Raw genomic sequence first — 11,949 nt, 5'->3', positions numbered from 1 at the left:
TGGGTTCTGCGTGAGTCGTAATGACTTAGGCAACCGCAAACATCACGTACAGACCCAGACCAACGGCGATCATCGGGATCGCATCCACCAGACCCATCACGATGAAGAACTGGGTACGCAGAACAGGGATCAGGTCAGGTTGACGAGCTGCACCTTCCAGGAACTTGCCACCCAGGATACCGATACCGATGGAGGCGCCGATAGCCGCCAGACCCATCATCATTGCAGCAGCGATGTACAGCAGGTCCATGTTCAAGTTTTCCATGAGGATCTCCATTTATTTAGATGTAATTGATTGTATAAAAAGGATTATTTGAGTTGCATCAACCATGGTCTTCCTGCGCCATCGACAGATAGACGATGGTCAGAACCATGAAGATAAACGCCTGCAAAGTGATGATCAGGATGTGGAAGATTGCCCAAGGCACGGACAGGATCCACTGTGACCACCAGGGTAACAAACCCGCAATCAGGATGAAGATCAGTTCGCCAGCATACATGTTGCCGAACAGTCGCAGACCCAATGAAACAGGCTTGGAAATCAACGTGACGGTTTCAAGGATGAAGTTAACCGGGATGGCAGCAGGGTGATTGAAAGGCTGAAGCGTCAGCTCCTTCACGAACCCGCTGATACCCTTGACCTTGATGCTGTAGTACAGGATCAAGAAGAACACGCCCAAAGCCATGGACATGGTGATGTTAACGTCAGCAGAGGGAACCACACGCAGATAGGGAACACCCATCAACTGTGCAGCGTGAGGGATAAAGTCAACGGGGATCAGGTCCATGAAGTTCATCAGGAAGATCCACACGAACACCGTCAGGGCCAAAGGTGCGATGACCTTGTTGCGACCATGAAAGATGTCCTTGACGTTACCATTCACAAACTCGACCAGCATCTCCACAAAGCACTGCAGCTTACCGGGCACACCGCTGGTGGCCTTGACGGCAACCTTGCGGAACAACCAGATAAACAGGGCGCCTAGCACGACGGAAAATATCATGGAATCGATATTCACCGTCCAGAACCCGGACCCTACCTGCAGGTGGGTCAGGTGGTGGGAGATATATCCCTGAGGAGTCAGGACTTCTCCGGTTGCAGACATGAGTTTTCCTAATAGTGGTTGTTAAGCGTGAATGAAACTATCCACTGTACAACGAGGGCGAGGATATAAGTGGCGAAGAACGAGGCGGTGTCGACCTCAATCCCGGCGCCAAACAGCAGGGCGAAAAGTCCTGTTGTAGTAATGAGCTTAATCCCTGCCCCACCATAAAAGTCCCGCAAAACCAGGCCTACGCTCTCTTTCGTCACCTTGCGGCGCAGAACCCAGAGCGTGAACAGGGCTTGAGGAACCCAGTACATCCCCCCTCCGTAGAGAGAGGATTGTCCGGCGAACTCTCCCGCCTGATAAAACCAGACGGTGGCGATCGCCAGGATCAGGACCAGCTGACAAACGAGCATAGCCAAGGCCAGCGTCAAACCTTCCAAGGCTATTTTCTGCTTCACCAACCTACCCCTGAACATTACAGAACTGTAAAAAATCGGGATCCGAAGACCCCAGGTTCACAGCTCGAAAAGCCGGTCAAATTATACCCGTGAAGACGGCTATTGCAACATGGCAAAAATCCTTAATTTTTGCGGCTTTCCGCGCGAAATTAAGGTTATGTTCATATCGAAAGTAATGGATGTTTTATTACTACAAAAAGCGTAAAAATCACGATTCTGACAGGCCAAAATAGCCCAATACCCGGTCCAAATCTGCCAAGTTATCGTAACTTATTACTAACTTGCCGCTATCTTTCTTGCCCGGCTGAAGTTGCACCTGATTGCCAATTTTTTCAGAAATCTGGCGCTCGAGATAACCAAACTGCGGATCGCGGACGGGTTCAACCCTGGTTTTTGCCGGTTCCAGTGCTTTTTGCACCAGCTTCTCGGTATCTCGCACTGTCAGACCCTTCTGGGCCACCAGTTTGGCCAGCTCTGACTGGGCCTGACCGCTCAGGGCCAGCAGGGCACGGGCATGCCCCATGTCGAGGTCGCCGTGTTCCACAAAGCGCTTCACGTCCTCGTTGAGCTGGTTGAGACGCAGCAGGTTGGTGACCGTGGTGCGGGACTTGCCTACCGCCTCGGCAACCTGCTGGTGAGTCAGTTCGAACTCCGTCAGCAGGCGCTGGAGGGCGACGGCCTCCTCGATGGCGTTGAGATCTTCACGCTGGATGTTCTCGATGAGTGCGATGGCGACGGCCGCCTCGTCGGCGACATCCTTGACCAGGCAGGGCACCACTTCGAGACGGGCCAGCTGGGAGGCGCGCCAGCGGCGTTCACCAGCAATGATTTCGAAACGGTTTTCACCGATGGAGCGAACCACGATGGGCTGGATCACCCCTTGTGCACGGATGGAGTTGGCCAGCTCCTCCAGCGCATCCTGGGACATGTCCTTGCGCGGTTGGTATTTGCCGGACTGCAACCACTCCACCGGCAGCTTGCGCAATTCCCCCTGATTGGTCGGGGCCATGGCCTGTTCGGTGCGCTGGTCGCTCATCACCTGTTTCTGGCGGGCGGCCGTGCTGGTGCTGAGCAGGGCGTCCAGCCCCTTGCCCAGCCCACGTTTCTTCGGCGTCATATGCTCTCTCGATCTGCGGTGAGCGGCTGGGACTCCTGCTCCTGGCGGCGCAGGATCTCGCCAGCCAGGGCCAGATAGGCCTTGGCCCCCACCGATGATTTGTCATAGTGCATGGCTGGCGCGCCAAAGCTCGGCGCCTCCGCCAGTCTTACGTTGCGGGGAATGATGGTGCGATAGACCTTGTCCCCGAAATGCTGTTTCAGCTGATCGGACACATCATTGGCCAGCCGGTTGCGATGATCGAACATGGTGCGCAGCACCCCTTCAATCTTCAGCTCCGGATTGACCACGGCTGCCAGCTTGCTGATGGTGTCCACCAGGGCGGTCAGCCCTTCCAGCGCATAGTATTCGCACTGCATGGGCACCAGCACGGAGTCGGCGGCGGCCATGGCGTTCACCGTCAGCATGTTGAGAGAAGGCGGGCAATCGATGAAGACGTAGTCGTACTTGTCCCTGACCGAGGCCAGGGCGTTGCGCAGGCGGATCTCGCGGGCAAAAAACTCCATCAGGCGGATTTCTGCCGCGGTCACGTCGGCATTGGCGGCAATCAGGTGATAGCCTCCCGAGGTTTCGGGGATGATCACCTCGCCGATGGGGGCATCTTCGATCAGCAGTTCATAGGCGGTGCGCTCGACATCGTACTTGTCGACGCCACTGCCCATGGTGGCATTGCCCTGCGGATCCAGATCGATCACCAGCACCTTGCGCCGGGTAGCGGCCATGGAGGCGGCCAGATTCACACAGGTGGTGGTTTTACCCACTCCACCCTTCTGGTTGGCTATGGCAATGACTTTTCCCACACTGTCCCCTAAATGAATGCGGCGGCCCTATTCGGGCTGGATGGCTTTAAACTCCAGCAGATGGCGTTCGCCTTCCAGTTCCGGCACCACCAGCTTGTGGGTGGCAACCAGACGAATGCTGTCAGGCAACTGTGCCAGCTCCTGCTCGGGGTATTGTCCCTTGAGCGCCAGGAAGCTGCCCTCGGGTGACGGCAGATGATGACACCAGCTCAGCATGTCCTCCAGGGAGGCGAAAGCCCGGCTCAGTACACCATCAAATCCGGTCTCGGGTTGATACTCCTCCACCCGGGATTTGACGGGGGTCACATTGGTCAACCCCAGCTCCAGGATCACCTGGCGGATGAAGTTGATCCGCTTGCCCAGGCTGTCGAGCAGCACGAACTGTTTGTCCGGATTGATGATGGCCAGCGGCAGTCCGGGCAGACCCGGACCCGTTCCCACATCGATGAAGCGTTCACCGTGCAGGTGAGGACTCACCACCAGGCTGTCGAGGATATGCTTGACCAACATGGCGTCCGGATCTCGCACCGAGGTGAGATTGTAAGCCTTGTTCCACTTGTGCAGCAACTCGACCAACTGCACCAACTGGGTCTTCTGGGTTTCGGTGATAACAATTCCGGCCTGCATGAGCAGGCCGTTCAATCTTTGCAGCATGTTGTCCAACGGGGAATTCCTCAGGCGGTTTTACGCAGCAGGCCGTGTTTCTTCAGGTGCACCAGCAAGATGGAGATGGCGGCAGGGGTGATGCCGGAGATGCGGGACGCCTGACCTATGGTCTCTGGCTTGGCATCGTTGAGCTTGGCGATCACCTCGTTGGAGAGACCGTTCACGTCGCGGTAGTTCATGTCCAGCGGCAGCAGGGTGTTTTCGTTGCGCAGCTGTTTCTCCACCTCGTCGTGCTGACGCTCGATGTAACCGGCGTACTTGATCTGGATCTCCACCTGATCCGCGGCAGCCGCATCGGTCAATGCAGGCCCCACACCCTCGATGGCCATCAAGGCATCGTAGGTCACCTCGGGGCGACGCAGCAGCTCTTCCAGGCTCTGCTCCCGGGTCAGGGGAGTGTTGACCAGGGCGTTGACGGCCTCCAGAGACGGATGCTGCGGGTGGATCCAGGTCGAGCGCATGCGCTGACGTTCCTGCTCCACCTGTTCCACCTTGGCATTGAACAGGCTCCAGCGATGATCATCCACCAGACCCAGCTCGCGGCCGATGGCGGTCAGGCGCAGATCCGCATTGTCTTCCCGCAGCAGCAGGCGATATTCGGCACGACTGGTGAACATGCGATAGGGTTCGCGGGTCCCCAGTGTGGAGAGATCGTCCATCATCACGCCCATGTAGGCCTGATCCCGGCGTGGGTGCCAGGCTTCCTTGCCCTGGGCGCGCAAGCCCGCGTTCAGACCGGCCATCAGGCCCTGGGCAGCGGCCTCTTCATAGCCGGTGGTGCCGTTGATCTGGCCGGCGAAGAAGAGGTTCTCGATGCACTTGCTCTCCATGTTGGCCTTGAGATCCCGCGGATCGAAGAAATCGTACTCGATGGCGTAGCCAGGGCGAGTGATATGGGCATTCTCGAAGCCACGGATCGAGCGGACGATCTGCACCTGTACGTCGAACGGCAGGCTGGTGGAGATCCCGTTCGGGTAGAGTTCGTGGGTGGTCAGGCCTTCCGGTTCGACAAAGATCTGGTGCGCCGTCTTGTCGGCAAAGCGGGTGATCTTGTCCTCGATCGACGGGCAGTAGCGCGGGCCTATCCCCTCGATCACCCCGGCGTACATGGGGCTGCGATCCAGGTTGTTGCGGATCACCTCGTGGGTCTGCTCATTGGTATGGGTCACGTAGCAAGGCATCTGGCGGGGATGCTGGCTGGCGTTGCCGATAAAGGAGAAGACCGGGCGAGGATCATCACCATGTTGCTGCTGCATCACGGAAAAATCGACGGTGCGTGCATCGATCCGTGGTGGCGTGCCCGTCTTGAGGCGATCGATGCGCAGCGGCATTTCACGCAGGCGCTGGGCGAGGGCAATCGAGGGAGGATCCCCGGCGCGACCCCCTTTGTAGTTCTCCATGCCGATGTGGATCAGACCATTGAGGAAGGTGCCAACGGTCAGTACGACCGTCTTGCCGCTGATGCGGATCCCGCTCTGGGTAACGACCCCGGCGACGCGATCCCCGTCCATGACCAGATCGTCACAGGCCTGCTGGAAGATCTTCAGGTTCGGGTAGTTCTCCAGGGTCTGACGCACCACAGCCTTGTACAGCAGGCGATCAGCCTGGGCACGAGTAGCCCGCACCGCAGGGCCCTTGGAAGAGTTGAGCGTGCGGAACTGGATCCCGCCGAGATCGATGGCCTGCGCCATGATCCCGCCAAGGGCGTCGACTTCCTTGACCAGGTGTCCCTTGCCGATCCCGCCGATCGCCGGATTGCAGGACATATGCCCCAGCGTATCTATGTTGTGGGTGAGCAACAGGGTATTGAGACCCATACGGGCTGCCGCTGTTGCTGCTTCGGTTCCTGCATGACCGCCACCGACGACGATCACATCAAATTGTTCATGGTATTGCATTGGGGATCACCTTGATCTGCACGCCTGAAGATCTTTGTTTGCCTGGTCTGAAGGGCGGATCATTCTATCTGTTTAGCATCCGGAGGGGAACGTCTACTTCAGGATCAGTATGGATCAGGGATCGGTTAAATAGATCTTAAGGATCTTTAGATCGATCTTTTATTGGATCTTTTATTAGGATCCGCGACTTCTGTTGATAAGGCATTTTTGATCATAAAGATCATTCGGTTAAGGTCGATCGCTGCTTGTGGAAAAGCTTGGATCCAGAGGGGGCGAACGGGGGGATAACATGGGTTTTTATACACAGATACATGGTCGACAAGATCTAATACATGAATAACTATAGGTTTTGCAGAGCTTAGCACCTAAGTTATACACAATTATCCGAGCTCATGTGGGGAGCTCTCGGGAAAAACTTATCCGGATCCACCTGTTAATAACCTGGTGGATAGGGATCTGGGGATAACCAGGGAGATCGGGGGTCGTGACCGGATCTCCCTGGTCCTGATCAGCCGATCAAGGTCATCCAGTCGTGGATCCAGGTTTCTGCGGCATCTTCGGGGATCTCGTGCTGGGTCACGTCTATTTCCAGGAGATCCCCCAGTCGGCTGGCACCGCACCCGGCCAGCAGCCGATCCAGCGTCTTGCCGCCCTGGCAGAAGGTGTCATAGCTGCGATCCCCCAGGGCGATCACTCCGTACTTGAAGGCGGCGAGATCCGGCTGCTGTTCGGCAAGATCCCGGGCAAAGGGCTGCAGATTGTCGGGTACGTCCCCCGCTCCATGGGTGGAAGTGACCACCAGCACGATGGCTTCTGGCTCGGTCAGGATCCTGGCCAGGCTGGCGGGGTTGTGGATCTCCGCCTGGTGGCCCGCCTGTTCAAGCAGGCCGACCACATGATCTGCGACATATTCGGAGGCCCCCAGCATGGAGCCGACGACGAGGTTGAGTTTGGCCATGGAATGGATCCTGATGTCATCGAAAAAGTGAAGAGGGGGGATCTTACCGCCAAAGCATGTGGATAAATATGGATAAAGCTTGGGGATAAGGATCCTGTCCACTTTTTTGCAGCCAAAACCGGTCTCGTGGCCGTCGTGGCGCCTTCTTTCCGCCTGTTGCGACCTCATCGCACCTTTCGTTGTCAAACGACACTTCAAAACATTAATTAACAATGCAGATGCAAATGATTAGCAATTATTGAATCGATTCGATCACGGCACCTGTAGTAGCATGGCGCTGCTTTATTCGCCTGAGGCGCCGGGCTGACCGGTCCAATTGGGCACCCATAATAAGAAATCAAACATAACTTATTGATATTTGAGACACTTATATGATTGCGCAAAAAAATACCCCGAATGCCGTGATGCGAAAGAGAGGCGTACAGCTGCTGCCGCTCTCCTGTCTGCTGGCGTCCCTGCCCGTGTTGGCGGCGGAACAGGCGGATAAAGAGTTGCCCAAGGCGGGCGAAACCATGGTCGTTACCGGGACCGCCATGAAGGTCGAGGTCCCCATGGCAGAGACCCCCCGTGCCGTCTCCGTGGTCAATCGCGAAGAGCTGGACCAGCACGCCGTACTCAAGCTAGACGAGTCCCTGCGCTATCGCTCCGGCGTCCTGTCCCAGTCCTATGGTTCGGACACGGATGCTGACTGGTTCAAGGTGCGCGGCTTCGATGCGGCTTCTTACCTGGATGGCAACCGCCTGTTCAGCACCGGTTACTATGTCTGGACCCCGGAGCCCTTCGGCCTTGAGAGCGTGGAAGTGCTCAAAGGCCCGGCCTCCATTCTGTATGGCGAAGCCCCTCCCGGAGGCGTCATCAACGCCATCAGCAAGCGTCCGACCGCGACCCCGCAGGGACTGGTGAACCTGCAACTGGGCAACCGGGATCTGCGCCAGGTCGGGGTGGATGTCTCCGACACCCTTACCGACAACAGCCGTTATCGTCTGGTGGCCCTCTACAACGAGCGGGACGGCGTGCTGGATGGCACCTACAACGAGCGCGCCTATCTGGCGCCGAGCGTGACCCTGGATATTTCGGATCGCACCACGCTGACGCTGCTTTCCAGCTTCAAGCACGATGAAGGGGTGCCGACCAACGGCTTCTTCCCGGTTTACGGCACCCTGAATACCTCCGGCGGCCAGATCGATCCCTCCACCAACCTGAGCCAGCCGGATTACGATCGCAATCGCAATACCCAGATCTCCGCCGGGTACGAGCTGGCCCACCAGCTCAACCAGACCTGGGAGTTCAAGCAGAACGTTCGCTTCAACTACAACGATCTGCTGCTGCGCCAGACCTATATCTTCCCGACCTATGAAGGCACCACCGCCTACCGCGGCCTGGTCTACCGGGATGGGGATACCAAGAGCGCTACCATGGACAACCAGATGGTGGGCTACTGGAACACCGACAGCACGGAGCAGACCCTGCTGCTGGGGGTGGATCTGCAGCGCCATGTCAATGAAGGCCAGGAAGCCGACAACTATGGCATGGGCGCCATCAACACCATGAACCCGGATTACAGCGGTTTCCCCGGTTTTGATGAATCCACCGCGACCCACCAGAAGAGCACCAAGGGCCAGAGCGGCCTCTATGCCCAGCACCAGATCCGCTGGGATGATCGCTGGCTGCTGACCGCGGGCGGTCGTTTCGATTACGTGGAAACCCACAACATCAGCGAAGCCAAGAGCAAGAACGAGAAACAGTACGACGACAACCTCTCTCTCTCCGGCAGCCTGATGTACCTGGCCGACAACGGTCTCTCCCCTTACTTCGCCTATGCGGAATCCTTCGAAGTGCTGCCGGGGATAGACCCCAACACCGGCAATTCCTACAAGCCGCTGGAAGGCAAGCTCTACGAGACCGGGATCAAGTACGCACCCAGCTTCCTCGATGGCTACATCAACCTGGCGCTGTTCGATCTGGAGCAGACCAACTCCCTGGTCTCTACCGGCTCCGGCCAGCAGACCCAGGCCGGTGAAGTGACCTCCCAGGGGGTCGAGCTGGAAGGGAGCGTGCAGGCCACCGAGGCGTTGCGCCTGACCGCTGCCTATACCTATACCGATGCCAAGACCAACGACACCGGCAACGGCGATCGTCGTGCGAGCCTGATCCCGCGCCACCAGGCCTCCTTCTGGGGCAACTATAAGGTGCAGCAGGGCCCGGTATCCGGTCTTGAGCTGGGTTCCGGCGTGCGCTATGTGGGTTCCAGCGTCGGCATCGGCGCGGTGAATGCGGACTACACCCCCATCTATGGTTCCGCCAAGGTACCGGCACACACTGTATGGGATGCGATGATCGGGTATGACTTTGCCAAGAACTGGCGTGCCCAGATCAACGTCAACAACCTGCTGAACGACACCTATGTGGCGAGCTGCGACTACTACTGCTACTACGGCGAGCCGCGCAGCATAGTCGGCACCGTCAACTACCGCTGGTAAGCGACAGGCCGGGCGGGGGCGAAGGCTCCCGCCCTCCTTCCATTCATCTACAGGCCTGTCATGGAACTCTTGTCACTGGTTTATCGCCAATACCGTTGGCCCTTCATCGCCATTACCCTGCTCAGCCTGCTGAGTGCTGTCAGCGGGATAGGCGTCATTGCCTTCATCAATCAATCACTTATCGAATCAGTCGGGGATCCGCTGCCGATCCTGGGTCAGCTTGTCGGCCTGGTCTTGCTGCTGCTGGTGATCACGCTCGGATCCCAACTGGCCCTGACCACCCTGGGTCACCATTTCGTCTACCGGTTGCGTGGCCGCCTGCTCAAGCAACTGCTGGATACCGACGTCGCCCGTCTGCGTCAAATAGGGCAGGGGCCGCTCCTGGCCTCCCTTTCCAGCGACATCGGTCAGATCACCATCGCCTTCGTGCGCCTGCCGGAACTGGTACAGGGTCTGGTGCTCACCCTGGGCTCCATCATCTACCTTGGCCTGCTCTCTCCCGCCTTGCTCGGTGTTACCGCCCTCTGGGTCACCGTGACCATGGTGGTGGGCTGGCTGCTGGTGAACCGGGTCTATCGCCACCTGGCGCACATGCGCCAGGCCGAAGACAGGCTCTACCAGAACTACCAGTCCATCATCGCCGGGTGCAAGGAGCTGGCGCTCAACCGCGAGCGTGCCCACTTCGTCTACCACCAGCTCTATGAGCAGAATGCCCGGGACTACCGGGAGCAGATCATCCGCGCCGATACCTACCACCTGAGCGCGGTGAACTGGTCGAACATCATGATGCTGGGTGCCATCGGCCTGGTCTTCTTCCTGGCCAACGGGCTGGGCTGGGCCAACACCAATGTGGCCGCCACCTTCGCCCTGACCCTGCTGTTCCTGCGCACTCCCTTGCTACAAGGGATCGGAGCCTTGCCGACCCTGATCGCCGCCCAGGTGGCATTCGACAAGATAGCTGCCCTCAATCTGGCGGAGCCGGACGAGGCGTTCCCGTTGCCGCCTGCGCCTCGCCCCTGGCAGCGCATCGAGCTGGAGCAGGTGAGCTTTCACTACCAGGGGGAGGGCGGTTTCTCCGTGGGCCCCATCAATCTGGTGATCGAGCGGGGGGAGCAGATATTCCTCATCGGTGGCAATGGCTCCGGCAAGTCGACCCTGGCCATGCTGCTGACCGGGCTCTATCAACCGGTCTCTGGCCGGATCCTGCTGGATGGGGAGCCGGTCACCGATCGCAACGGCTATCTGGGGCTCTTCTCCGCCATCTTCACCGACTACCACCTGTTCCAGCATTTGCTGGGGCCCGAGCCGAAAGAGGCGCTGGTCGCCGAGTGGCTTGAGCGGTTGCAGATGGGCAGCAAGCTTACCATCAAGGATGGCTTCATCGCCGATATCGACCTCTCCCAGGGCCAGCGCAAGCGGGTCGCCCTGCTGCTGGCCCTTGCAGAGCAGCGGGAGGTGATGCTGTTCGACGAGTGGGCCGCGGATCAGGATCCCCAGTTCCGCCGCATCTTCTATCAGGTGCTGTTGCCGCGCCTCAAGGAGATGGGCAAGACGGTGATCGCCATCAGCCACGACGATCACTACTTCTCTCTGGCCGATCGCCTGCTGGAGATGCGCCAGGGCCGTCTCACCGAACTGACCGGCGAGCAGCGCGAGCAGGTGAGCCGGGATGCGGTCGCCCATCTGGATGGCAAGGTGCCGGCCTGATGCTGGCACCGATGAGACTGGCAGCAAGCCAGCACAGGAATTGCTTATGTTCGAGATGAAATCCGCCAGCTTCGCGGTCAATGACCGCACGCTGCTGCACCCCACCAGCCTTCGCTTCGAGCAAGGTCGGGTCTATGGCCTCATCGGCCACAACGGGTCGGGCAAATCGACCCTGATCAAGCTGCTGGCGCGCCAGCAACCCCACAGCGGCGGGGAGATCCTGTTCGATGACCAGCCGTTGTCTGCCTGGGGCCACCGGGAGTTTGCCCGTCAGGTGGCCTATCTGCCCCAGCACCTGCCGAGTGCCGAAAACCTGCTCGGCCGCGAACTGGTGGAGATGGGGCGCTACCCCTGGCGCGGACTGCTGGGCCGGATGGGAGCGGAAGATCACCGTCAGGTGGAGCGTGCCATCGCCCTGACCCACACCGAACGCTTTGCCGATCGGCTGGTGGATACCCTCTCCGGCGGTGAGCGGGGGCGAGTCTGGCTCGCCATGCTGCTGGCTCAGGAGAGCCGTTTCATCCTGCTGGACGAGCCGCTGGCCGCCCTGGACGTGGCCCATCAGGTGGAGGTGCTCACGCTCGTCAAGCAGCTCAGCCGCCAGCTCAACCTCGGGGTCATCATCGTCATTCACGACATCAACATGGCCTCCCGTTTCTGCGATCGGCTGGTGGCGCTGCACTCCGGCCGTCTGCTGACCCACGGCGAGCCCGAACAGATCATGACAGGGGAGACCCTGAACGCCATCTATGGCATCCCCATGGAGGTCATTCGCCATCCGGCCCATGACCACGCCATCGCCATCGTCTGACCGGG

The 11,949-nt window shown here is 58.9% G+C and carries 11 protein-coding genes; 3 read left to right on the top strand and 8 right to left on the bottom strand.

Annotation, left to right across the window (positions count from 1 at the left end):
* Nucleotides 1–25 precede the first annotated feature (25 nt).
* From atpE to mioC, 8 genes are all read right to left on the bottom strand, one after another.
* Complete coding sequence (gene atpE, locus C2U47_RS10200) at nt 26–265, bottom strand: F0F1 ATP synthase subunit C (RefSeq protein WP_010672265.1); 240 nt, start codon at nt 263–265, stop codon at nt 26–28.
* A 58-nt stretch (nt 266–323) separates the two neighbouring features.
* Nucleotides 324–1,106, bottom strand: coding sequence for a F0F1 ATP synthase subunit A (atpB, locus tag C2U47_RS10195; RefSeq protein WP_010672266.1), 783 nt, complete (start codon nt 1,104–1,106; stop codon nt 324–326).
* 8 nt (nt 1,107–1,114) lie between these two features.
* Nucleotides 1,115–1,525 carry an ATP synthase subunit I gene (locus C2U47_RS10190; protein ID WP_010672267.1) on the bottom strand — a complete coding sequence of 137 codons (411 nt, stop codon included), beginning with the start codon at nt 1,523–1,525 and terminating at the stop codon, nt 1,115–1,117.
* 190 nt (nt 1,526–1,715) lie between these two features.
* Nucleotides 1,716–2,624 (bottom strand): ParB/RepB/Spo0J family partition protein, encoded by a 909-nt coding sequence (locus C2U47_RS10185; RefSeq protein WP_010672268.1) that lies wholly within the window; start codon nt 2,622–2,624, stop codon nt 1,716–1,718.
* Nucleotides 2,621–3,424 (bottom strand): ParA family protein, encoded by an 804-nt coding sequence (locus C2U47_RS10180; protein WP_029313362.1) that lies wholly within the window; start codon nt 3,422–3,424, stop codon nt 2,621–2,623. The genes C2U47_RS10185 and C2U47_RS10180 overlap by 4 nt, the downstream gene beginning before the upstream one ends.
* 27 nt (nt 3,425–3,451) lie before the next feature.
* Nucleotides 3,452–4,078: a 16S rRNA (guanine(527)-N(7))-methyltransferase RsmG gene (gene rsmG, locus C2U47_RS10175; protein WP_010672270.1), complete on the bottom strand. Its 627-nt coding sequence runs from the start codon at nt 4,076–4,078 to the stop codon at nt 3,452–3,454.
* Between the two features lie 20 nt (nt 4,079–4,098).
* Complete coding sequence (gene mnmG / locus C2U47_RS10170; protein WP_010672271.1) at nt 4,099–5,988, bottom strand: tRNA uridine-5-carboxymethylaminomethyl(34) synthesis enzyme MnmG; 1,890 nt, start codon at nt 5,986–5,988, stop codon at nt 4,099–4,101.
* Nucleotides 5,989–6,496: 508 nt separating this feature from the next.
* Nucleotides 6,497–6,946, bottom strand: coding sequence for an FMN-binding protein MioC (gene mioC, locus C2U47_RS10165; protein WP_039040628.1), 450 nt, complete (start codon nt 6,944–6,946; stop codon nt 6,497–6,499).
* 371 nt (nt 6,947–7,317) lie between these two features.
* Here mioC and C2U47_RS10160 point away from each other — a divergent pair, with 371 nt between their 5' ends.
* The 3 genes from C2U47_RS10160 to C2U47_RS10150 are packed head-to-tail and all read left to right on the top strand — an operon-like array spanning nt 7,318 to nt 11,944.
* A complete protein-coding gene (locus tag C2U47_RS10160; RefSeq protein ID WP_049637209.1) occupies nt 7,318–9,426 on the top strand; it encodes a TonB-dependent siderophore receptor in 2,109 nt (702 codons plus the stop codon).
* Between the two features lie 60 nt (nt 9,427–9,486).
* Nucleotides 9,487–11,133 (top strand): multidrug ABC transporter permease/ATP-binding protein, encoded by a 1,647-nt coding sequence (locus tag C2U47_RS10155; RefSeq protein WP_049637210.1) that lies wholly within the window; start codon nt 9,487–9,489, stop codon nt 11,131–11,133.
* A 46-nt stretch (nt 11,134–11,179) separates the two neighbouring features.
* Nucleotides 11,180–11,944, top strand: coding sequence for an ATP-binding cassette domain-containing protein (locus tag C2U47_RS10150; RefSeq protein WP_049637211.1), 765 nt, complete (start codon nt 11,180–11,182; stop codon nt 11,942–11,944).
* Nucleotides 11,945–11,949 lie beyond the last annotated feature (5 nt).

The organism is Aeromonas sp. ASNIH7, assembly GCF_002903485.1.
Classification (GTDB): domain Bacteria; phylum Pseudomonadota; class Gammaproteobacteria; order Enterobacterales; family Aeromonadaceae; genus Aeromonas; species Aeromonas caviae.
This window is presented reverse-complemented; position numbering and strand designations above follow the sequence as displayed.